Origin of the sequence: Candidatus Methanoperedens nitratireducens (assembly GCF_900196725.1) — an archaeon.
Classification (GTDB): domain Archaea; phylum Halobacteriota; class Methanosarcinia; order Methanosarcinales; family Methanoperedenaceae; genus Methanoperedens; species Methanoperedens nitroreducens_A.
On record NZ_FZMP01000079.1, the window covers coordinates 1 to 21,409 of the forward strand.

Annotated in this window: 24 protein-coding genes; 17 read left to right on the forward strand and 7 right to left on the reverse strand. The window is 44.5% G+C overall.

The genetic code is table 11. The features are described from left to right. The 4 genes from MNV_RS06005 to MNV_RS06020 form a co-directional block, all read left to right on the forward strand. Positions 1–582 (forward strand): S-layer protein domain-containing protein (locus MNV_RS06005; RefSeq protein ID WP_256999968.1); only part of this gene is annotated, 582 nt, incomplete at its 5' end. A gap of 101 nt (positions 583–683) precedes the next feature. Further along, positions 684–1,475, forward strand: coding sequence for a hypothetical protein (locus MNV_RS06010; RefSeq protein ID WP_096204445.1), 792 nt, complete (start codon positions 684–686; stop codon positions 1,473–1,475). Positions 1,476–1,480: 5 nt separating this feature from the next. Continuing rightward, positions 1,481–2,383 carry a DUF7490 domain-containing protein gene (locus MNV_RS06015; protein ID WP_096204447.1) on the forward strand — a complete coding sequence of 301 codons (903 nt, stop codon included), beginning with the start codon at positions 1,481–1,483 and terminating at the stop codon, positions 2,381–2,383. A gap of 297 nt (positions 2,384–2,680) precedes the next feature. Continuing rightward, the gene (locus tag MNV_RS06020) at positions 2,681–5,002 is read left to right on the forward strand and encodes an oligosaccharyl transferase, archaeosortase A system-associated (protein WP_096204449.1); all 2,322 of its coding nucleotides are present in this window, start codon (positions 2,681–2,683) and stop codon (positions 5,000–5,002) included. A 34-nt stretch (positions 5,003–5,036) separates the two neighbouring features. Here MNV_RS06020 and glmU (MNV_RS06025) read toward each other — a convergent pair whose 3' ends face one another. Genes glmU (MNV_RS06025) through glmU (MNV_RS06040) form a run of 4 tightly spaced genes read right to left on the reverse strand, consistent with a single transcriptional unit; the run spans position 5,037 to position 10,531 of the window. Beyond that, a complete protein-coding gene (glmU, locus tag MNV_RS06025; RefSeq protein WP_096204451.1) occupies positions 5,037–6,236 on the reverse strand; it encodes a bifunctional sugar-1-phosphate nucleotidylyltransferase/acetyltransferase in 1,200 nt (399 codons plus the stop codon). Beyond that, positions 6,233–7,516 (reverse strand): phosphoglucosamine mutase, encoded by a 1,284-nt coding sequence (gene glmM, locus MNV_RS06030; protein WP_096204453.1) that lies wholly within the window; start codon positions 7,514–7,516, stop codon positions 6,233–6,235. Before glmM ends, glmU (MNV_RS06025) begins: the two co-directional genes overlap by 4 nt. Positions 7,517–7,519: 3 nt before the next feature. Beyond that, entirely contained in the window at positions 7,520–9,322 is a 1,803-nt protein-coding gene (gene glmS / locus MNV_RS06035) for a glutamine--fructose-6-phosphate transaminase (isomerizing) (RefSeq protein ID WP_096204455.1), read from the reverse strand. A 3-nt stretch (positions 9,323–9,325) separates the two neighbouring features. Continuing rightward, entirely contained in the window at positions 9,326–10,531 is a 1,206-nt protein-coding gene (glmU, locus tag MNV_RS06040) for a bifunctional sugar-1-phosphate nucleotidylyltransferase/acetyltransferase (RefSeq protein ID WP_096204457.1), read from the reverse strand. A gap of 99 nt (positions 10,532–10,630) precedes the next feature. Between glmU (MNV_RS06040) and MNV_RS06045 the strand changes: the two genes are divergently transcribed. From MNV_RS06045 to MNV_RS06065, 5 genes are read left to right on the forward strand one after another with little or no spacing between them, the layout of a single operon-like run. Beyond that, positions 10,631–11,914 (forward strand): UDP-glucose dehydrogenase family protein, encoded by a 1,284-nt coding sequence (locus MNV_RS06045; protein ID WP_096204459.1) that lies wholly within the window; start codon positions 10,631–10,633, stop codon positions 11,912–11,914. 3 nt (positions 11,915–11,917) lie between these two features. Continuing rightward, positions 11,918–13,312, forward strand: coding sequence for a mannose-1-phosphate guanylyltransferase/mannose-6-phosphate isomerase (locus tag MNV_RS06050; protein ID WP_096204461.1), 1,395 nt, complete (start codon positions 11,918–11,920; stop codon positions 13,310–13,312). Positions 13,313–13,314: 2 nt separating this feature from the next. Then, positions 13,315–14,319, forward strand: a complete 1,005-nt coding sequence (locus tag MNV_RS06055; protein ID WP_096204463.1) for a nucleotidyltransferase family protein — start codon at positions 13,315–13,317, stop codon at positions 14,317–14,319. Between the two features lie 49 nt (positions 14,320–14,368). Continuing rightward, complete coding sequence (locus MNV_RS06060) at positions 14,369–14,680, forward strand: CopG family antitoxin (protein WP_096204465.1); 312 nt, start codon at positions 14,369–14,371, stop codon at positions 14,678–14,680. A gap of 38 nt (positions 14,681–14,718) precedes the next feature. Further along, positions 14,719–15,660: a UDP-glucuronic acid decarboxylase family protein gene (locus tag MNV_RS06065; RefSeq protein WP_096204467.1), complete on the forward strand. Its 942-nt coding sequence runs from the start codon at positions 14,719–14,721 to the stop codon at positions 15,658–15,660. A 25-nt stretch (positions 15,661–15,685) separates the two neighbouring features. Here the strand turns inward: MNV_RS06065 and MNV_RS06070 are convergent, their stop codons facing one another. After that, entirely contained in the window at positions 15,686–16,246 is a 561-nt protein-coding gene (locus tag MNV_RS06070) for a hypothetical protein (RefSeq protein ID WP_096204469.1), read from the reverse strand. Between the two features lie 183 nt (positions 16,247–16,429). Here MNV_RS06070 and MNV_RS19415 point away from each other — a divergent pair, with 183 nt between their 5' ends. The 4 genes from MNV_RS19415 to MNV_RS06080 all read left to right on the forward strand — a co-directional run bounded on the left by MNV_RS19415 (position 16,430) and on the right by MNV_RS06080 (position 18,525). Then, positions 16,430–16,582 carry a hypothetical protein gene (locus MNV_RS19415; RefSeq protein WP_179293827.1) on the forward strand — a complete coding sequence of 51 codons (153 nt, stop codon included), beginning with the start codon at positions 16,430–16,432 and terminating at the stop codon, positions 16,580–16,582. Next, on the forward strand, positions 16,579–16,722 hold the full coding sequence (locus tag MNV_RS19420; protein WP_179293828.1) for a hypothetical protein: 144 nt from the start codon (positions 16,579–16,581) through the stop codon (positions 16,720–16,722). The genes MNV_RS19415 and MNV_RS19420 overlap by 4 nt, the downstream gene beginning before the upstream one ends. Positions 16,723–16,808: 86 nt before the next feature. Beyond that, entirely contained in the window at positions 16,809–17,504 is a 696-nt protein-coding gene (locus MNV_RS06075) for a 2,5-diamino-6-(ribosylamino)-4(3H)-pyrimidinone 5'-phosphate reductase (protein WP_096204471.1), read from the forward strand. Between the two features lie 70 nt (positions 17,505–17,574). Further along, complete coding sequence (locus MNV_RS06080) at positions 17,575–18,525, forward strand: cation diffusion facilitator family transporter (RefSeq protein WP_096204473.1); 951 nt, start codon at positions 17,575–17,577, stop codon at positions 18,523–18,525. On the opposite strand, the gene MNV_RS06085 is transcribed toward MNV_RS06080, so the two are convergent. Both MNV_RS06085 and MNV_RS06090 read right to left on the reverse strand, forming a co-directional pair. After that, complete coding sequence (locus MNV_RS06085; RefSeq protein WP_096204475.1) at positions 18,522–18,809, reverse strand: YunC family protein; 288 nt, start codon at positions 18,807–18,809, stop codon at positions 18,522–18,524. The two genes, MNV_RS06080 and MNV_RS06085, sit on opposite strands and share 4 nt — an antisense overlap. Positions 18,810–18,919: 110 nt before the next feature. After that, entirely contained in the window at positions 18,920–19,090 is a 171-nt protein-coding gene (locus MNV_RS06090) for an AbrB/MazE/SpoVT family DNA-binding domain-containing protein (RefSeq protein ID WP_096204477.1), read from the reverse strand. Positions 19,091–19,278: 188 nt separating this feature from the next. Between MNV_RS06090 and MNV_RS06095 the strand changes: the two genes are divergently transcribed. From MNV_RS06095 to MNV_RS06110, 4 genes are all read left to right on the forward strand, one after another. Further along, entirely contained in the window at positions 19,279–19,467 is a 189-nt protein-coding gene (locus MNV_RS06095) for a hypothetical protein (protein WP_096204478.1), read from the forward strand. Positions 19,468–19,481: 14 nt separating this feature from the next. Further along, complete coding sequence (locus MNV_RS06100) at positions 19,482–19,763, forward strand: hypothetical protein (RefSeq protein ID WP_096204480.1); 282 nt, start codon at positions 19,482–19,484, stop codon at positions 19,761–19,763. 177 nt (positions 19,764–19,940) lie between these two features. Next, entirely contained in the window at positions 19,941–20,816 is an 876-nt protein-coding gene (locus tag MNV_RS06105) for a cation diffusion facilitator family transporter (RefSeq protein WP_096204481.1), read from the forward strand. A gap of 197 nt (positions 20,817–21,013) precedes the next feature. Then, positions 21,014–21,280 (forward strand): hypothetical protein, encoded by a 267-nt coding sequence (locus MNV_RS06110; RefSeq protein WP_096204483.1) that lies wholly within the window; start codon positions 21,014–21,016, stop codon positions 21,278–21,280. Positions 21,281–21,409 lie beyond the last annotated feature (129 nt).

Below are 21,409 nucleotides of genomic sequence, written 5' to 3' on the forward strand. Positions count from 1 at the left end.
ATATACACCTATGTTGAGAAGAGCATTGCAGGCGAAACCGATGTACCTCTGTTCGTGACCTATGTGGACAGCGTGTTCGCAGGTGCGACAAGCGATATGGTGCAGCTCAGATTTACATGGGCAATCTCAACCTCTGTGACGCAGGTCAAGAGCTCGGATACCTATGGAATATTCAAGGACGCATCCATTGACCAGGCGGCTAAGACTCTCAGTCTCAAGAACACAGATACAGATGTCAGTCTGACCAAAGACTCTACACAGGACCTCATGGGCAACATGAAGTTCCAGGTAGCAGACAGCGACATACTGAGATTCTACCCCAAGGTGGATTACGAGATTAGCGGTGCAGAAGTAACAGCAACAGCCACTGCAGGTGTAGGCGCAACAGTTACAGCAACAGTGCCAACGAATGTGACAGCAGTGCCAACCACAGGTGTAACAGCAGTTACAGCAATTGGAACGACAGAGAAGCCACCAGCAGGAACAGCAACAGCCACTCCGAAAGAGCCGGGCTTTGAGGTAACACTCGCAGTCACAGGCTTGCTCGCAGTAGCATTCCTTGTGCTGAGACAGAGAAAGTAAAATAAACAATCGAAGGGAGAAATCCCTTCACTTTTTATCTTTTTTCGTGATTAATCAAAATCTATTTATAATCAGCCGTTATTATAATGGCCGGTGGTATAATGAATAAATTAGCAATACTCTTAATCATTTCAATAATCCTTTTATCAGGATGTGTATCGACAATAAGTCCTGTTAACCCCGAGGACATTACTGTGAAAATAGCACCTCTGATGATGAAGGAGTTTCAGGAAAAAGACATATCGGTTAGCGTCTCCAATAATGCAACCGAAGCAATCGATTCTGTAAAAGTGTCATCAATGGATCCTTTCACTGTGCTCTCAGCCGGGAATGTCAATATCCCCGCAAGAACAAATGAAGACCAGGCTACAGTCACTCTCAATACAAAAGTCCAGGCGCCCGGGTTCAAGGAAATTACTAACACCACAACACTGACCCTATCATACGCATCCGGGAAAGATGATAAGGGGGCTCCCGTGATAAAAACAAAGGCGGTTCCTGTGCAAACGACCGTACTTCCGAATGCAATGCTTCAATTCGTGGGTTTTGTGAAAGGGATACAGAATATCACAGAGGCTGAAGTGACGACATGGACGATAGGTAAAGGTGATAACGCCACAATAACCTTCTCGGTTAAAAATGAAGGGAGGACTACGATCGATGAGAATTCCCTGAAGGTGTTCATAGATGTGGCGGAAAAAAGAATAGGTACCAACAAAACAGTCCCTGTCAAGGAAGCGATGGCAAAGGGAGGCACTTCATATACTCTCGGAGTCGAACTCCCGATACTGAAGAATGCGCCCAACGGTGAGACCGATGTGGTCGTAAAGCTTCTTGATAACGAAGGTCACGAGTTAGATTCAAAGACACTGACGCTCAAAGTGAAACTCTAACAGAAATGAAACATACAAAGTTTTTATTTTTAATTTTTATTTTTGGCAGCCTTATTTTTAGCGGCTGCCTTAAGGAATACGATAATGTGATGATCACATCGGTAGACGTGATGTCTTCGCCGCAGGCAGATGGCACAAAACTAACAATAACTCCGTATGTCCAGAATAACCAGAATACTGATACTGGAATACTAACTCTACAGGTGAAGATAAGGGAACCTTCAACAAATCTCATTGTTGCAGAAAAGAATTCGGACATTGGATACATTAAAAGCAAGTCCTCGTACTCCAACAGTGTGTCACTGACAGTCTCCAATCCCGGCGAATACGGTATTGAGGTACAGGTGCTTGAAGGTGCAAAAATCCTGGCACAATACTCTACTCCAGTTAACGTGAGAGCAACCCCTGGCCCGGGTCAGCCCGCTGATATCAAACTGACCGACATGAACCTTGTGATCACGAAGTTCGTCAATGATGCAACAAGCGCTGTTGTGGAGATCTCCCCCGGCATATACAACCAGGGAGGCGATTCACAGCCCCTGACAGTCGAAGTGACTGCGCGGGTGGATCCATACACGGCTTATACACAGAGCGATGAACTTGGCGTGGTTAAGAGCACTAACCGTGTAAGGGGCAAAATCAGCTTTGTGCTCCCAAGAAATAAAGAGTATAGCTTCTCGATGAACGTTATTGAGAGCGGAAAGACGATAGTCACGGGAAATGTTAACGAGAAAGTAAAGCTGAACAATATAAAATTCAACACCCCCATGACCTATGTAATCATAGAAGAAGGTAAACCGATCGCTACGCCAAAAGAACCCGGATTCGGATTAGCGACTGCACTGATAGGAATACTGCTGGTGTACGGCATAAGAATGAGGAATAAAGGTAGATCAAATGAACGATGAGCAAAAGAGTGTAGAAGAGAATTCTTTTAAAAAGCTCGTAAACATAGCTGTATGCAGGATGCGATATCATCCCTTTTTGACTACCGCTATGTGGCACTCGTAAAATCAATATTCAGCCTTGTCATCATCGGTATCGGAGTGTATCTTGTGAAAATGTTCCTGTCCAAGTGATCTATGTAATCTGCCTGACAGGAATTAGTACACAGGCAAGATTCATAGCAGCAGCCCAACAAGCTGCTGCTTAGATACTTTTTTATACCTATTAGCTCTTTAAACATCTATTCAGAGACGGAGTGTATGAGTATACAATCTTTCATAGAGAAACACAGATTCAAAATGCTGTTATCCATATTGTTCCTGGCACTGGTTATCAGGCTATCCGTTTTCCCGATAGTTTTCTCAAATGGGAACATTACGTTCCTTGGAGCCGACACCTACTATCACGTACGTCGCATTTTATTTACAGTTTTACATTTTCCGAATGCAATTTCTTTTGATTCATACATTGACTTCCCTTACGGGTCAAAGATAGGGTGGATGCCATTATATGACCAGTTCATCGCGCTCATCGCGCTCATAGCAGGTCTGGGCAAACCTTCAATTTACACTATAGAAGCAACAGCAGCAATAATCCCGCCCATTCTCGGGGTGCTTACCGTACTGCTTGTATTTTTCATTTCCGAAAGGCTCTTTGACTGGCGCATCGGGCTTATGAGTGCAGGAATTTTTGCAATAACACCTGCACATGTATATGTTTCGTTCCTCGGATATGCGGACCATCATGTAGCTGAAACTTTACTATCCACGGCTGCATATCTTTTCTTCATCATTGCAATGAAGCGCTCTGAGAAAGAAAATATATCTTTTGATTCCTGGACGGGGATCCTGAAAAAATCGCCGTTCTCAATACTTACAGGCATTGTACTTGCCCTCGCTATTTTCACATGGAACGGCGCCCCTATATTTGTCGGGCTTATCGGTGTATTCATTCTTATTCAATTTGTATTCAACGTGTATTCAAACAGGAATTCAGATTATCTTGCTTTAACAGGCGGGATAACTTTTCTTATCTCACTGCTGATTATTACACCGGTTGCCATAAGCCAGGGTAACGGGTTTGATACTAACTCATATTTACCATCCCTCTTCCATGTCGGATTCCTGGCAGTATTTTTCATCTTATGCGTTCTTCTTGCATTGATGCAGCGGGCGCATTTTAAAAAATGGTGGTATCACCTGCTGTTACTTGTTTTTATATTTGCGGCCGCATTGTATTCACTTGTATTCATTTTCCCGCAGTTCTATCAATCCGCAAGCGGCGGGATAACATATCTTTTCGGCGGCGGCGTGCTTGGTACAATACAGGAGGCTGTTCCATTATTTATTAATCCTGCTACAGGATTTACGCTGGATTATGTGTGGTACGCTTTTACGTTCGGCTTTTTTATCGCATTGCTTGCTTTTATACATTTCATTAAGAAAACAGTCAGGGAAAAATATCCCTCCGAAGCTGTATTTTTAGTTGTGTGGACTTTGATAGTGCTGGCACTTACGATTCTTCAGAGGCGTTTTATATACCTTCTGGCTGTGAATATCGCGATATTTTCAGCATACTTTATCTTCGAAGTATCAAAATTGCTCTCACCTGAGAGAAAAACCGCAGTCAGTAAAAAAAAGCAAAAACGCCAGAGACCATCCGAACCTGTATCCGATAATCGTCCGATCATAGCCCTGATACTGGTTACTCTTCTTGCTATCTCCAATATTACCATCGTAAAATCCATGGCAACGTTGAACGCCCCTGCGCCGGATCCTGATTTACAGGAGTCGTTCAGGTGGTTGAAGGATAACAGCCCTCACACCAGCTATTACGAAGCTCCCGATAAACCTGCAGAGTACGGCGTTATGAGCTGGTGGGATTACGGCAACTGGATTTTGTACTTTTCAGAGCGCCCGGTGGTGGCAAACAACTTTCAAACGGGCATAGAGGATGCAGCGCACTTTTTGATAGAGCCGGACGAAAACGCAGCAAACGAGGTTCTTAATAAAAGGAAAGTCCGTTTTGTGATTACCGATGCCCAGATGCTTAAGCTTAAATTCAAATCCATTGCAATGATGGCAGGCAGGAATCCGAATGATTACTATGGGGCGAAAACCCCTTCTGAAGAAGCGCAGATACGCAGCGTAAATAATGAGAACAGTAATTTCTTCTCTACCATGTTATCACGTCTTCATGTTTTTGACGGCAACGGGTTAAGCCGCTACCGCCTTGTTTATGAATCAAAAACCACTGCTATCAAAAGCCCGGATATAAAGTACGTGAAGATATTTGAATACGTGCCCGGTGCCACGCTCTCAGGGAAAACGTCTGCAGACGGGGATGTCAAAGTAACTCTGAATATCGTAACCAACCAGGGCAGGACATTCGTTTACACAGGGCAAACAAAAGCAAATAACGGTAGATATGAGATCAAAGTTCCCTACTCTACGCAGGGAAGCAAATACGGGATTAAACCCACGAGCGATTATATCATTCAAAATGCCAACATCTCCAGGACAGTTTCAGTAAGCGAAGAGGCAGTGATGGGAGGAAAGGCAATTCAGATCGACCTGGTTTGATGCCGGTTTAATAGTATACCGGGTTTAATTATATTCAAAGTATAAACTCACCAGGATTGATATACGCCCCGCTGGCTACGGTCGTACCCACATTCATCATGCTGTTTATGCCTGTATGCACATAGTCCCCCATTATAACTCCCAGCTTTCTCCTGCCTGAATTGAACCTTTTTCCGGCAAGTTCGACCATTACAGTCCTGTTATCATGTCTCAGGTTCGCAACCTTGGTACCTGCCCCGAAATTACATCGCTCACCGATAATGCTATCCCCTACATAACTTAAATGCCCGATATGGGTGCCGTTCATCACGATGCTGTTCTTTACTTCCACGGCATTCCCGATCCTTACGTTATTCCCGATAGTCGTAGCAGACCTGATGTAGCAGTTAGGTCCGATATCGCAGTTATTTCCGATAATCACTGGCCCGGTTATGTAAGCCCCGTTCCTTATGATAGTACCCTTTCCAACAGCAACGCTCCCTTTCAGGGTCGCATAGGGTTCAACCTCGCCCCTTATATCCCACTGGATATCCTCACTATCGTTCAGCATCGTCTCGTTGGCTTTGAGAAGATGCCAGGGGAACCCTATATCCTGCCATTGCTCAAACTCTGCAAATCTTATTTCTTTGCCTGAATCTATCAGGAACTGTATTGAGTCCGTGATTTCGTACTCTCCGCGGGAAGAAGAACTAGTATTATCGATAGCCTCAAATATAACAGGGTCAAAAACGTAAATACCAGCATTTGCAAGATCGGAGGCAGGCTTTTCCGGTTTTTCAACGAGTTTCTCCACTTTTTTGCCTTTTACGTACAATATGCCGTACTCCCGCGGGACGGCAACCTTTTTTGCAGCTAAAACCACATCCCCCTCTGTAGTGCATAGCCTTTTGATGTCCTGGATGCCTGCAAGCACATCGCCGTTCGTTACAAGGAACCTGTCAGTCCCGGTCCATCTCCTGACAGTTGCAACAGCATCAGCAGTCCCTTTCTGAGCCTGCTGCTCGATATATTCTATGTTCATACCAAGCCCTGTGCCGTCTCCAAAATACTCCATTATCTTTTCTTTCAGGTATCCGGTTACTATCAAAATCTCCCGGATGCCTGCTGCTTTTAGAATCACGATTATATGCTCAAGCAGAGGTCTGTTCGCTACCGGCAGCATTACCTTGGGCCTATTATCAGTAAGCGGTCCCATTCTTGTCCCTTTTCCCGCTGCGAGTATAACGGCTTTCAATGTATAGCCCTCCTGACGATCTCAGATGCCGTATCATACAGTTCGTCACATTTATTAGCGGATTCTACTGTTATTCTTATCTTGGGCTCGGTGCCGCTCGGGCGTACAAGTATCCATCCGTCTTTAAGATCTACCCTGACGCCATCCAGCGTATTGACCGCACCAAGCCCGCCTAATTTACTGGCTATTTCAGCCATTGCTTTCTTTTTATCCTGGCACGGGAAAGCTCCCCGTTTCACCGGATACTCAGGTATGGAATCAAGCAGTTTGCTGAACTTACCTTCCTTCTCCACTAATTCAACCAGCCGTGCGGCTGCATAAATACCGTCGGGACATAACGAAATCTTTGGGAAGATCCAGGCGCCTGAGGGTTCACCGCCGAATTCCCCGCCTATTTTATTGAGCTCCTGCGCTACATACACGTCCCCGACCTTTGTGCGTGATATTTTCACCCCATTTAAGATATCATCAATAACTCTTGAAGTATCAACCGGTACAGCTATGGCTTTTTTAGCTTCCCTGGAGGCGAAGAAAGCCAGCATCTTATCTCCGCTGACAAAGCGTCCCATATTGTCCACAGCCATCATGCGGTCGGCATCCCCGTCGTGCGCTATGCCAAGATCAGCATCTGTAGCTTTGACCGTGCTTTTCAGCACTCCAAGGGTCTCATCAACAGGCTCAGGCTCCCTGCCCGGGAACCGCCCGTCAGGCTGGGAATTGAGGGTTATTACCTCGCAGCCCATCTCTTTCAGGACATAGGGAGTGAGCACCGAAGCAGCGCCGCAGCCGCAATCTACTACGACTTTCAGTCCGGCACTGCTGACATTTCTCAAAATGCTCCCGCTATGTTCCCCCAGGGCGCTTTTCGTTGTACTCAGACCGCCGGTCTTCTCCCAGCCGGCATAACTGAAACTTTCATTCTTCAGTATCTCTTCTATCTCTTCCTGCTGCCGTGTATCAAAAGACATCCCGTTTTTAAAGACCTTCATCCCGATATACCGGGCAGGATTATGCGAAGCGGTTATCATGATACCGCATCCGTAATTCCTTGATGCTATCGCGAGAGTGGGAGTCGGGACCATGCCGGCTTTAATCACTTTAGAGCCGGCTGAGAGAAGACCCGCTACGACGGCATGTTCGATCATCTCGCCCGGTACACGCGGGTCATGACCTACCATGACCTCGGGGTAGATACTTCCCACAGCTATTCCGAAATTAAGCGCGAACCCGGGGGTTATTTCGCTGTTCGCGACGCCTCTGATACCTGATGAACCGAACATAATTTACTCCACTGTAACGCTTTTAGCAAGGTTCCTCGGCTGGTCTATGGGGCAATTCCGCGCCCTTGCAGTATAGTACGAGAATAATTGCATCACAACTATTGCAAGAATCGGGGATAGTATATCTTCGGTCGCCGGGATCTTTATCACAGCGTCCACATATTTTTCAATCTCCGTATCTTTTTCATCCGCAATAGCTATGATAGGCGCCTCCCTTGCTTTCACTTCCTTGATATTGTTGACCATCTTATCATATATCAGCCCTTTTGTTGCGATTGCAATAACGGGAGTATTCTTTGTAATCAGAGCGAGAGGACCGTGCTTCAGTTCGCCTGCCGCATAGCCTTCTGCATGGATATAGGATATTTCTTTCAGCTTTAAGGCCCCCTCCAGAGCTATCGGGTAATTAAAGGTACGCCCGATAAAAAATATATCGTTTGATGCTGAAAATTTTTCAGCGTATTTCCTTATTATCTCTTTATTGCTGTTGATGCGGGTTATCTGGGCGGGTATCCGCTTCAGGGACGCAAGCATGCGTTTTATACTGTCTGAACTTAGCTTTCCTTTGCACTTCCCAAAATAGAAGGCAAGAAGGTACAGCACACCAAGCTGTGATACAAAAGTCTTTGTCGCCGCAACCCCGATCTCCGGTCCTGACCTTATATATATAACGCCATCAACTTCCCTTGTAATAGTACTTCCCACCACATTTGTGATCGCAAGTGTCCTGCACCCGAAGCCTTTCGCCTCACGTAAAGCCGCAAGAGTATCTGCGGTCTCCCCGGATTGGGTTATTGCAATGACCAGAGAGCCTGGAGAGGAATGGGCATACCTGAACTCGGATGCTATCTCGACATCGACATGAACATCGGTGAGATGCTCAAACAGGTATTTGCCAAGCAAACCGGCATTGAACGAAGTGCCGCATGCGATGATACTTATCCTGGGGATGCCCTTTACCTGCGTTTCCGTCAGGTTAAGACCGTCCAGGCTGATATTGCCTTCAAGTTCTGAGATCCTGCCTGCGAACGTCTCATGAAGCGCTTTGGGCTGTTCGTGTATTTCCTTGAGCATAAAATGTTCATACCCGGATTTTTCAGCGGCTTCCATGTCCCATTCGATGTTGTTTATCTTTTTCTCAACCGGCTGTTTATTAAAATCAAAAAAGCTTACACTGTCCGGAGTAACAGTGGCAACCTCAAGGTCATCCAGGTAGATTATTTTCCGCGTATATTTTAAAATAGCAGGTATATCCGAGGCTATAAAGTTCTCATCGCTGCCAATCCCTATAATAAGAGGGCTATCCTTTCTTGCAGCAACAAGTTCGCTGCCGCATAGAACCGCTATTGCATACGACCCTTTAATATCTTTAAGGGCTGAAAAGACAGCATCTGTAAGATCGCCCTTATAGTAGTAGTTAACGAGATGCGCCAGGACTTCCGTATCAGTTTCAGAGACGAAGATATATCCAGACCCTGTCAGCTTATCCTTTAACTGCTCATAGTTCTCTATAATGCCATTATGGACCACAACGACATTCCCGGAGACATGTGGATGGGCATTTACTTTGTTCGGCTTCCCGTGAGTTGCCCACCTGGTGTGCCCTATTCCAACCGTGCCTGTAATCTCCGGAAGCGTTTTTTCCACATCGGCTATTTTGCCTTTGTCTTTATACACTTCTATGGCGCTTTCATTGAAAACAGCAATTCCAGCCGAGTCATAGCCGCGATACTCAAGCCTCTTCAGAGAATCAATAAGTATTGGAGCTGCCTTCCTCCTTCCGTTATATCCCACAATTCCACACATATTTTATACCACTATAGAAGCAGGAGGGATATCTTTATACACTATCAGACCAGCCTCGACATTACAACCGTTCGCGATCATCTTTCCGGCTTTGATCAGGACACGATTAGCCAGATTATTATCATCCCCCATCACGGTACCTAACAGGTCGGCATGGTGGAGAATCCCTTTCATCTCGATCATGAGGTTCCTGCCCACCTCTATTGAAAGGTGCGGACCTATAATATTATTGGCACCGATAACGGAATTGGATATATATGAGTTACTTCCGATCCGGACATCATTCATGATAATACTGTTCTGGATCTCTACCGAAGAATCGATAGAAGTATTATCCCCGATCGCTGTAGAAGGCAAAATGACAGTATTCGGTCCTATATCACAGTTTTTCCCTATAATAACCGGACCTATGATATAGCATCCTCCACGGATAAGGCTGTTCTCTCCTACTATCACATTCCCTTTTATGGTAGCGCCCTCTTCAATTGTTCCCTTCAGATCTTTTTTGCTCTCCTCCAGGACGACAGCATTGGCTTTAAGGAAATCCCATGAATGAACTGCATCTATCCACATGGACTTTGATTTTACCATGCTGACAATCTTTCCGTCGGTAATCATCTGCTGGATCGTATCTGTAATTGCATACTCTCCTGTTTCGGAGAGGGAAGTCCTGCCAATCTCATCAAAGATCTCGGTTGAGAATATGTAAATGCCTGCGTTCACAAGATGGCTTACGACTTCTTTCGGTTTTTCCAGTATTTGTTTAACCCGGTTGTTATCAGGGATCACGACACCATAGCCAAAAGTCTGCTCCTGCTCGACGGCAAGCAGGGTGACAGAGCCGCCCCTGCCTGCGAGGAGGTCGGCTATAGTACCGGCATTGATCAGATTATCACCGTTAAGGACGAGAAAATCACCATCTACCAGTTCCCTGACCTGTTTTACAGCATGCGCTGTGCCCAGCTGGGCATCCTGGAATACGTAACTAATGTTTACCCCGAACTCTATGCCATCGCCAAAGTAGTCCATTATACGTTCTTTTTGATATCCGACTACGAGAATGATATCCCTGATATCATTCTGGGCTACCGCATTTATAACATGTTCAAGCAAAGGCTTGTTCGCAACAGGTATCATCACTTTGGAGCGGGTAAGCGTAAGGGGACGGCACCTGAGTCCCTCTCCGGCTGAAAGAATTACTGCTTTCATAACCTGAATAATAGCTTATCAGGTTTATTAGCTTAACGTGGCTCAAGCAATAAAATTAATATTCCTTAACAGAGTTAGGAGTTGGGAAAGAAATCACCTATGAGAATTTCAATAATCGGGACAGGATATGTCGGTACCGTCAGTGCTGTATGTTTTGCCGAGCTCGGTCATGAAGTGATATGCGTTGATGTGGATAGATCAAAAATAGACCGGATAAACGCCGGAATAGCTCCAATATATGAAGAAGGGCTTTCAGGGCTTTTGAAGAAACATGCCGGGAAGAGATTGAGTGCGACTTCGGATTACGATTTTGCTGTAATGAACTCGGATGTGTCATTTATTTGCGTGGGTACCCCTTCGGACCCTGATGGCAACATAGACCTGGGCATCGTTAAGGCAGCAAGCGCGAGCCTGGGCGATTCGCTGCGGGCGAAAAAAGGCTATCACGTTATCGTCGTAAAAAGCACTGTCGTGCCCGAAACAACGGAAAAGGTAGTATTGCCCATCATAGAGAAACGCTCGGGGAAGCGCGCAGGCGATTTCGGGATTGTCATGAACCCTGAATTCCTGCGCGAGGGAAAGGCTGTATATGATTTCATGCATCCTGATAAGATAGTTGTCGGCTCGCTGGATAAAAGATCAGGCGATATCGTGGCTTCCCTTTACAAAGGGCTTGATTGCAAAGTAACAGGGACAAACCCGCGCACTGCCGAGATGATAAAATATGCGAATAACTCTTTTCTTGCCACAAAGATATCGTTTGCGAACGAAGTCGGGAATATCTGCAAGGAACTCGATATAGATACCTACGAAGTCATGTCCGCCATTGGAAAGGACTTCAGGATAGGAAAGTATTTTCTAAACGCAGGTGCGGGCTTTGGCGGCTCGTGTTTCCCGAAGGACGTAAAGGCTCTTATAGGCAAGGCAAAGGAAATCGGATATGAGCCGGTACTGCTTAAATCGGTAATTACGGTGAACGAGAGGCAGCCCGGCAGGATGGTGCAGTTACTGAAGAGCAGGCTTGGCAGTCTGAAAGGGAGGAAAATCGCGGTCCTGGGACTTGCTTTCAAGAACGATACAGATGATATCAGGGAATCAAGGTCGATACCTGTAATAAAAGAATTGCTCGATAACGGGGCAGACGTTTCTGCCTATGACCCCATGGCGAACGGGAACATGAAAAAACTCTTCGGCAATGTCCGGTACCACAGCTCAGCCGAAGATGCCCTGTCAGGTGCAGATGCCTGCCTGGTAATGACAGAATGGGATGAGTTTAAGTCCCTTGACAGGGAATTCAACGTTATGACAAACAGGCTTATAATAGATGGGCGGCATATGCTAATGCCGAGAAAGGATGTTGAATATGTAGGCTTATGCTGGTAAACAATGTGTCGTAATCGAGGAGATGAAAACATAAAGTCAATAATACTCGCAGGAGGCTCGGGCACACGCCTCTGGCCCCTGAGCCGTGAGAAATATCCGAAACAATTCTTAAAACTTGGCAAAACCTCATTATTTCAGGATACCCTGCAAAGGTGTCTTGAGATATCAGACATTAAGGAGATATTTGTAGTAACCAACGAGTCACAAAAATTTTTTGTCATAGGGCAGATAGAGGAACTGGGGCATGATATCCCTGAAGGGAACCTACTCATCGAACCGAAAGGAATGAACACGCTCCCGGCGATCTGTTTCGGAATGCGGGAAATCGAGAAAAAATACGGTAATTCCGTCGCAGGTGTTTTCCCTTCAGACCATATACTGGATAAAAGTGCCATGGGAACAATAGCTGGCGCAGAAACGCTGACTTCCGAATATCTTATAACCTTCGGGATATCGCCAGGTTCCCCGCATACCGGCTACGGGTACATAAAACCAGGCGAACCGGTCGGGACCGGATACAGGGTCTCGGAGTTCAGGGAAAAACCCGCGCTTGCAGAAGCTAAAAAATTTGTAAAGGAGGGATGCCTCTGGAACAGCGGGATGTTCCTGTTCAGCACGGACGTTTTTTTCGCTGAGCTCAAAACACATGAGCCTTCTGTCCTTGAGGCGTTTGAAGCATCAGATGACATGGATGTGATCTACAGTAACATACCTTCGGTCTCCATTGATTATGGGATAATGGAAAAATCAGCCCGGGTTGCTGTCGTCAGGCTTGATGGGAGATGGAGCGACCTTGGGAACTTCAGTGCAATGTACGATGAATTTGAAAAAGATGCTTCCGGAAATGCCGTATATGGTTGTGATAATGTCCTGATAGATTCGACCGGTAACCTGATATACTCAAGACCCGACAAACTTGTCTCTCTTATTGATGTTAATGACATGGTCGTTGTGGATACGCAGGATGCGCTGCTCGTGTGCCCCAGAAGCAGCAGCCAGAAAGTAAAAGATGTTGTGACCGGGCTTAAACGTAAGAATGATGAGAGGGCATACCTTCATGATACAGTTTACAGACCGTGGGGTTCATACACGGTTCTTGAAAGTTCGGAAAGGCATAAGATAAAGAATATCACGGTCATGCCGGAAAAGAAGTTGAGCCTCCAGTTGCACCACCATAGAAGCGAACACTGGGTTGTCGTGCGGGGCATGGCGCATGTGCTGATGGATGAAGAAGAGTTTTTTTTGCGACCAGGAGAAAGCACATTTATCAGAGCCGGTACAAAACACAGGCTATCCAATCCCGGAAAGCTCCCCCTGGAAATAATAGAAGTCCAGCTTGGGGATGCTGTTGAGGAGGAAGATATAGTCAGGTTCGATGACGAGTACGGGCGGGTGTGAGCATGAAAGTGGTCATACCTGCGGCGGGTGCGGGCAAGCGCCTTTTCCCGCATACGTTCACGAAGCCAAAACCGATGGTGTACATAGCAGGCAAGCCCATAATCGGTCATATACTTGACAGGATGAAAGATGTCAGGCCTGAAGAGATAATAATGATAGTAGGATATAAAAAAGAGCAAATTACATCTTATGTGGATAAGAATTATTCGGATATTTTTAATATAAGATATATTGACCAGGAAGAGCAGCTTGGTCTTGGTCATTCTATTTATGTAGCAAAGGATGAGATCGGCGATTCGGATATAATGATCGCACTCGGGGATATGATATTCAAGGCAGGTTATTCTGAGTTTTACAGGCATCATTTAAATAATGGCGATTGTTCCGCTTCAATAGGCGTGCGGGAAGTGAGCGACCCCGGAAAATACGGTATTGTCGAATTGAATGGCGAATATATTAAAAAACTGGAAGAAAAACCCAGCCGCCCAAAATCCAAACTTGGTATTGCAGGTGTATATTTTATCAAGGAAACGCGCGTTCTCTTATCGATACTTGAAGAGATGATCAGGAAAAATACGCTCACGCGGGGAGAATACCAGCTTACGGATGCTCTGCAGGAGATGTTGATCAGGGGATGCTGCCTTAAACCGTTCCCGGTTTCAAGCTGGTACGATTGCGGACACCATGAATCGCTGCTTGAGACAAACCGCGTGCTTCTGGATGAGAAAGAGGACATAGACCCTGTATACCAGCTAAAAGATTCTGTGATTATCCAGCCGGTCGCAATTGGCGATAATGTTACGATAATAAATTCAGTGATAGGTCCGCATGCGTCCATCGCAAGCGATTCTAATATTGAGAGCAGTATAATCTCGGACAGTGTGATAGGCTCCCGCTCCCGCATATCAAATGTTAATCTCCAGAAGTCCATTGTCGGGGATGACGCCAGCGTTCACGGGAAACATAACTCCCTTAATATAGGGGATTCATCATTGATCGAGTTTTGAGACGAAAAAGATTGAATTGTGATTTCATAACACGCTTGTAGATAGTATTATGTGGTTAAAAGAGATTATCTGGATAGATAAGTTTATATCCAAAATACAGAAAAAGCATAATGTTACAGTGGAAGAATTCAAAACATACGAAGAAGCTGCTGAATTCTGGGATACACATGATAGTATAGACTTTATGGATGCACTTGAAGAAGTAGAAGTAAAGGTTGATCTCAAAAAGAGACATTATTTGATAGAACTGGATAAGAGTACGGCTGAGCTGCTTCAGGAGAGTGCCAGAAAAAAAGGTAAATCTCCCGGTTACCTTGCATCTGAACTCCTTCATGAACAGCTTGTTGAAGCTGAACAATAATTCTATAATACAGTCAAAAGTAAGGCAGGTAACTTGATATGAAAGCATTAGTAACAGGCGGGGCAGGATTTCTCGGCTCGCATCTTTGCGATTTATTACTGGCAGAAGGGCATGAAGTTATCTGCGTGGATAGTATTATCACAGGTAATGAACGGAACATAGCTCACATAAAAACCAGTGAGTTCTCGTTTATAAAACATAATGTGACAGAGCCTCTTTACCTGGATGGGAAAATAGATCTCATTTTCCATCTTGCAAGCCCGGCAAGCCCTATAGATTATCTGGAATTGCCTATACAGACCTTAAAAGTAGGAGCGCTTGGCACCCATAATATGCTCGGGCTTGCAAAGGAGAAAGGGGCGCGGTTCTTGCTCGCATCAACCTCGGAGGTTTACGGGGACCCGCTTGTGAATCCCCAGCCTGAGGAGTACTGGGGCAATGTCAATCCGATAGGTCCCAGGGGAGTATATGATGAAGCAAAGAGGTTTGCCGAGGCTATTACCATGGCGTACCACCGCTACCATAAGCTGGATACGAGGATAGTGAGAATATTCAACACATACGGACCGAGGATGCGCCTGAAAGATGGGAGAGTGGTTCCGAACTTTATCAGCCAGGCTCTGCGCGGAGATGAGATTACAGTGTACGGGGACGGCTCGCAAACAAGAAGTTTCTGCTACGTTAGCGATGAGATCGAGGGGATTTACAGATTGATGATGTCGGATTATACATTGCCTGTGAATATAGGCAACCCTGAAGAGCATACTATTCTTGAGTTCGCGGAAATAATCCTGAAGATTACAGGAAGCAGGTCAAAGATCGCTTTTAAAGAACTGCCTGTCGATGACCCGAAGCAAAGAAGACCTGACATCACAAAAGCGAGAAAGCTCCTCAAATGGGAACCGCAGGTTTCACTTGAGGCGGGATTGAAAGAAACGATAAAGTACTTTAAGGCATTTCAGGCCGCAGGAATTCCTTAATAGAAAAAAGACCGTGCTTTATTTATTAAGAACGTATAATTTGCAATTTTTGATGTCTTCTTATACCGTTTATGTCCGTATATGAGAGTTCTTTTATTTGAATTTCATTGATCTGAACTGACTCTGTAAAATTTCCGAATACAAGTTTTTCTTCATCAGGAGCTAAAGATGTTATGAATTTAAGTTTAATATTATGGTCACTTTGTTCTTTTAAATCAAAACTCTGCTCCTGATAATTCTTTTTATCGACATTGTATTTAAAAACTATTCCGTTAATTGGAACGATATCGAAATTTATATTAAAAGCCGGACCCTTCCCAATGTTTTTAACATACAATCCTTCAAAAAATACATCCACGCCATAGACCTTTGTATGTGGACAAAAATATAGCAACGGTTTATCCTGCGTGCGCCATAGTTTTAAATTAACATATGCCAAAATTATGTTGGATAAAACAAGAGCTATTACTGCAATTGCGGCGATAGCTCCTACATGAGCATCCAATGTGCTTACAATATTTTCTAAAATCATATTTTCTAAATAATTAGTTTCATCCTGCTGTTTTATGAGGTATTCTTGTTTCATAAGATTAACACTATATTAAGCATGATTCGCACGAATTTCACACGCCTGAGTTTCCCCGAAACAAAAGTTAAATACTTTGAAAAATACCACATCTTGTAAATACAAAATGCTTAGTGAAACCGTAATCTCAAAGAGTTATCAGACGGTTGTACAAGCCAAGTAAGAAAAAAAAATCACAAAATAATGCCAGGCGATATTCCCGAATGGACGGAAAATGAAAGAGGGATACTGGTGCAGGTACGGAAAAAAAGAGCGCTGAAGGATATAGTCGGGATTGTAAAAACTGAGGGGGATGCAGTCGAATCCAAGAAATCGCTCCAGAAAGGGTTTAAATGATATTTGCCGATTCCTCGTATTTTATTGCGCTGGCAAGAGTGAAGGACAGGTGGCATCACGATGCCCTGAGAGCAGCCGGGAAAAACAAAGACTCATTTATAGTCTCCGACCTTATCATCAGCGAAATTTTGATAAGGTAAAAGAGATTGAGAGGGTACATTGAAGCTACTTATGAAAAGAAGAGAAGCAGTTAGATATTTCAGCATCCAGGTATAAAGAGAAAGCCATGCCAGATAATCAATACAACCCCACCCGCCCCTTCGTCTTCATCAACGCAGCCATGAGCGCCGACGGCAAGATCGCCACAATCGAGCGGCGGCAAACAAGGATATCAGGCAGCCTAGACTTTGACCGCATGGACGAGCTCAGGGCATCCTCGGATGCTATCATGGTAGGCATCGGCACTATTCTCTCCGATAACCCCAGCCTTACTGTAAAATCGCCGCAGCGCAGGGAAAAGAGGCGCGCCGGGGGACGGGATGAGAATCCGGTGAGAATTGTAGTCGATAGCCTGGCGCGAACACCGATAGATGCGGATATTTTCAAAAAAGGCGATGGCAGAAGGATAATAGCAGTCTCGAAAAGCGCGCCGCAGGAGAGAGTAGAGGAGATTTCAAAGCTCGCTGACATAATAACCGCCGGTGAAACGGGCGTGGAGCTTAAGCGCCTTCTTACTGAATTAAAAGCGCGCGGCATCAACCGCCTGATGGTAGAGGGAGGCGCGACATTGAACTGGGGGCTTATTTCACAGGGGCTTGTGGATGAGATTTATACCTTCATCGGGAATATCATAATCGGAGGCAGGACAGCGCCGACGCTTGCGGATGGAGAAGGCTGTAAAGGTGGATTTTGCAGGCTGGCGCTCATATCATGCGAGAAACTTGATGACGGGATTCTTGTTAAATGGAAGGTCCTGAATTAATATTATAAATAATATAATTCATAACTTGGATAAATATCCCTTTATACTATTAATAATAAATTGAGAATAAATGGCGGATAAAAACCATAAATATCTGGCCGCCCATAAAGAGATCACATCGGTAGCGCGGCTTTCTATATATTCCAATATATTCCTGCTACTCATGAAGCTGATAGTCGGCGTTTTCATGGGCTCCATAAGCGTACTCTCGGAAGCCCTTCATTCGGGTATTGACCTTCTGGCTGCAATTATCGCCAATTATTCCGTAAGAAAAGCTGGACAACCTGCCGACGCTGAACACAAATTCGGGCATGGCAAGTTCGAGAACGTCTCCGGAACTGTCGAAGCATTGCTTATTTTCATAGCTGCCATAATCATACTTTTCAAGGCTGGCGAAAAAATAACAACAGGTGGTGAGGTTGATCTCATTGGCGCAGGTCTTGTAATAATGGGTATATCGGCGGTCGTGAACTTCATTGTTTCCAGGAAGATCATGAATATCGCGAAGAAAGCTGAATCTATTGCTCTTGAAGCGGATGCCTGCCACCTTACAACTGACGTGTATACATCGATCGGGGTTTTTATCGGTCTTGTTCTTATAAAACTTACAGGGAACCCTATTTTTGACCCGATTCTGGCAGTGCTCGTAGCCCTACTTATCATCAAGGCATCATACAACCTGACAAAACGCTCCATCTCAGGACTCATGGACGTAAAACTTTCAGATAAAGAAGAGGAACTCATTAAATCCGTCATTGCCGACCATTATTCGCAATATGCCGGTTTCCATAATCTCCGTACAAGGATGTCGGGTGCGGAGAGGTTCGTCGATCTGCATCTTGTAGTCCCCAGGAACCAGCCAGTAGTAGATGCTCATGAGTTCTGCAACCATCTTGAAAAGGATATCAAGGAGAAAATCCCCAACCTTTCGATATTGATACATATCGAGCCGTGCAGGGAAGAATGCGAGATATGCAGGAAACTGGATGTTTGTACAGTGCCGGACAAAATGAACAATTAAATCATCTTGTTAAGCGCATCTTTTGCCGTCATGCCTGCAGTTATGCCAAGCTTTTTTGCAGCTTCTGAAACATCCACAGCCTTTGCATTCAGGACATCCTCAAAGCTTTTCACGCCCGTAACCCTCACAGCCACATCCCCCAGTTTATTAGCTACTTCCATATTAAGATACCCGCACATGACAAAACCTTTTTTCGCCCTGATAACAAGCAGCGGAGCATGTTCCATATCCAGCTTCAAGCCAAGCGCGCATCCGTTCTCAAGATATACCTGTTCGACGAGCATGCATGCTACGAAGCGTTACCGATAGAAAAGCTTATGCTTTGTACACTTCAACATTTTTAAAAGTTAATCATTTTATTTCAGGATCAGAAGTCAGCGTCTCTTTCGTGACCTCACCGTTTTTTGCTTTGCATAATTAGTTTATCCTTGTCAGGAATGACTTCGATTGCTGACCCTTCGACAATTCCATACATCTTTGCAATCTCTGCCGGTATCGTAATTATCAAACTATTCCCAAGCTTTCTGACTTTTAACTCTAACATACTCCCACGTTTACTTTTCATGTGTTATATCACTAACTATTTATATAATTTATATATTGTTTTAGTTATTATTTAATATATACCAAACTATATATGCGTTACTAACCATCATTATTTCGGTTGGAAGTGTCTATTCTATAAAAACCCACCCCCCCCCCCATTGTCCACCAACGCTTCCAACTACCGAATAGAAGTGATAGGTGATACTATTGAGTCGATTACCACAGGATTACACAACAACACAAGAAATACTCGGATTCCAACAGGACAGGGCGAAGCTGCTGAAAGCGGGCTTCTCAGGCAGGCAGATTGAGGTTATATACACCCTGCTTAATAGATTTGAAATCCTTGGGGTGAACTGGCAGAATACTATACAGCCGGATAGGGTAGAAACCTGAATTATGAGGGGATTATGCTTGAAAAGATATTTGGGAGGACAGCCCGGACGCTTGTACTGGAGAACCTGATAGGGCATAATAGCGAGTTTACCCACTTATCGGGGATAGCCAGGGAGGCCGGGTTATCGCATTCAAGCGTAGCAAGGGTTATAGAGCCTCTTGTTAAAAACAATATCGTTGTAGAAAAGGGGCTCGGCAGGCAAGTAAGAACCTTTGCCCTGAATGAAGAAAACGCTGAAGCAAAGCTGGTTATAAAATTATATCATGACCTTTTGGAGAAGTCTCCCAAAGGATAAGATTCTGTATTTTAATTCAGGCGCAAGTATACAGTTTATTGAAAACTAATATTAGAAAGAAATGTTATCTGAAATGGGCATCTAAGGAATTAATGGCAATATTTTAAATTTCTGATAGAAATATTTTATTTATCGTCACGCCAATCAACTATATATCGTTAAAAGAAAAGGTAAAATATGAACGAAGTTCATAAAAATCTGAAAATCGCAGCTCTCCTGACAGCAGTCATATTCATCATGGAATTCCTGGGAGGGATAATATCCAACAGCCTGGCTCTTCTCTCGGACTCGATCCATGTCTTCATGGACGTAGTAGCACTGCTCCTTGCATACGGCGCAATAAGGATATCAGCCCGCCCTTCCAGCAGGAGCGTTACCTTCGGTTACCACAGGTTTGAGATTTTTGCTGCCTTAATAAATGGAATAACCATCGTAGTGGTCTCCCTCTTCATCTTTTACGAAGCCTATGACAGGATATTGAACCCCCCGCCTGTAAAAGGCGTTCAGGTAGTGGTGATCGCAACTGTCGGACTGTTAGTTAATGCCTGGGCGGCTTTAAAGTTGCATGGTCATCATGAACTCAATATCAAGGGAGCATATCTCCATGTGCTTGGCGATGCCCTTGCATCGGTAGCGGTAATAGTCGGTGCTGTTGTAATCATTTTCACAGGAAAAACCATTGTTGACCCGGTGCTTAGCATTCTGATCGGTATAATGCTGCTATACGGTTCCGTCAGGCTCATATTCGGCTCCGCACGTATCCTGCTTGAGTTCGCGCCAAAACATGTCGATGCCGATAAGCTAAAAGATATAATGCTGCAGGTAGAAGGCGTCAAAGGAGTGCATGACATCCATATCTGGAGCATATGCTCCAATATACATGCGATGAGCGCCCATGTTCTCGTGGACAGGATCCATACCCAGCAGACAGATGTCCTGATACGTAATATCAGCCGCATGCTGAGGGAGAAGTTCAGCATACTGCATACTACGCTGCAATTCGAGTGCGCTGAATGTGAGCCGATAGAGATCGGGCATGAGAGCCATCACTGATATTGTTTTCTCAGATTCATTATATCTTATACGGCCGCAATCATGATGTACATGACTATTATCATTATAATTAAAATTTTTTATAAGAGATAAATTTAAATAGAGAAAGAACCAAACTACTATACCAGCAACAAAAGAGCAACCTGATGTGATTATCAGGTAACGGATAGATAAAATAATAAAAGGAGGTGTTATATATGGGCGTCTGGGCATGGATCCAACCTGTCGATAGGATCTGGAAAGTTGTATCAGATACCGAGAAAGGGAAAATATCCGTATATAACGAAAAAAATAATCTGATTTTTGAGCAAAAAGGGCTCAGCAAGGAGGCTGTTTCGCTTATAGAAAAGGAGTTCCTCGGAGTAATAGCAACAAATCTGTCAGATCCTAAAGCAAATGCTGCCAATAACAACAATCACAGCAATAAAAAACCGGTACGTGAATACAACCCCATGTATGCATGAATGCAGCGACTGCAAGCTAAAATATGATCGACATAACAGTTAAAAAAAAGTTGCAGGCAATGAGTTTTAATATCATTGCCACCTATTTTATGATTTGAATTTATATATTATATAAATTTAATATCTTTT

Excerpts from the sequence above, each read along its gene's own strand:
- MNV_RS06010 (WP_096204445.1), top strand. The coding sequence starts at position 684 with ATGAATAAATTAGCAATACTCTTAATCATTTCAATAATCCTTTTATCA.
- MNV_RS06015 (WP_096204447.1), top strand. The coding sequence starts at position 1,481 with ATGAAACATACAAAGTTTTTATTTTTAATTTTTATTTTTGGCAGCCTT.
- MNV_RS06020 (WP_096204449.1), top strand. The coding sequence starts at position 2,681 with ATGAGTATACAATCTTTCATAGAGAAACACAGATTCAAAATGCTGTTA.
- glmM (WP_096204453.1), bottom strand. The coding sequence starts at position 7,516 with ATGTTCGGTTCATCAGGTATCAGAGGCGTCGCGAACAGCGAAATAACC.
- glmS (WP_096204455.1), bottom strand. The coding sequence starts at position 9,322 with ATGTGTGGAATTGTGGGATATAACGGAAGGAGGAAGGCAGCTCCAATA.
- glmU (WP_096204457.1), bottom strand. The coding sequence starts at position 10,531 with ATGAAAGCAGTAATTCTTTCAGCCGGAGAGGGACTCAGGTGCCGTCCC.
- MNV_RS06045 (WP_096204459.1), top strand. The coding sequence starts at position 10,631 with ATGAGAATTTCAATAATCGGGACAGGATATGTCGGTACCGTCAGTGCT.
- MNV_RS06050 (WP_096204461.1), top strand. The coding sequence starts at position 11,918 with ATGTGTCGTAATCGAGGAGATGAAAACATAAAGTCAATAATACTCGCA.
- MNV_RS06055 (WP_096204463.1), top strand. The coding sequence starts at position 13,315 with ATGAAAGTGGTCATACCTGCGGCGGGTGCGGGCAAGCGCCTTTTCCCG.
- MNV_RS06060 (WP_096204465.1), top strand. The coding sequence starts at position 14,369 with ATGTGGTTAAAAGAGATTATCTGGATAGATAAGTTTATATCCAAAATA.
- MNV_RS06065 (WP_096204467.1), top strand. The coding sequence starts at position 14,719 with ATGAAAGCATTAGTAACAGGCGGGGCAGGATTTCTCGGCTCGCATCTT.
- MNV_RS06070 (WP_096204469.1), bottom strand. The coding sequence starts at position 16,246 with ATGAAACAAGAATACCTCATAAAACAGCAGGATGAAACTAATTATTTA.
- MNV_RS19415 (WP_179293827.1), top strand. The coding sequence starts at position 16,430 with ATGCCAGGCGATATTCCCGAATGGACGGAAAATGAAAGAGGGATACTG.
- MNV_RS19420 (WP_179293828.1), top strand. The coding sequence starts at position 16,579 with ATGATATTTGCCGATTCCTCGTATTTTATTGCGCTGGCAAGAGTGAAG.
- MNV_RS06075 (WP_096204471.1), top strand. The coding sequence starts at position 16,809 with ATGCCAGATAATCAATACAACCCCACCCGCCCCTTCGTCTTCATCAAC.
- MNV_RS06080 (WP_096204473.1), top strand. The coding sequence starts at position 17,575 with ATGGCGGATAAAAACCATAAATATCTGGCCGCCCATAAAGAGATCACA.
- MNV_RS06085 (WP_096204475.1), bottom strand. The coding sequence starts at position 18,809 with ATGCTCGTCGAACAGGTATATCTTGAGAACGGATGCGCGCTTGGCTTG.
- MNV_RS06090 (WP_096204477.1), bottom strand. The coding sequence starts at position 19,090 with ATGAAAAGTAAACGTGGGAGTATGTTAGAGTTAAAAGTCAGAAAGCTT.
- MNV_RS06100 (WP_096204480.1), top strand. The coding sequence starts at position 19,482 with ATGCTTGAAAAGATATTTGGGAGGACAGCCCGGACGCTTGTACTGGAG.
- MNV_RS06105 (WP_096204481.1), top strand. The coding sequence starts at position 19,941 with ATGAACGAAGTTCATAAAAATCTGAAAATCGCAGCTCTCCTGACAGCA.
- MNV_RS06110 (WP_096204483.1), top strand. The coding sequence starts at position 21,014 with ATGGGCGTCTGGGCATGGATCCAACCTGTCGATAGGATCTGGAAAGTT.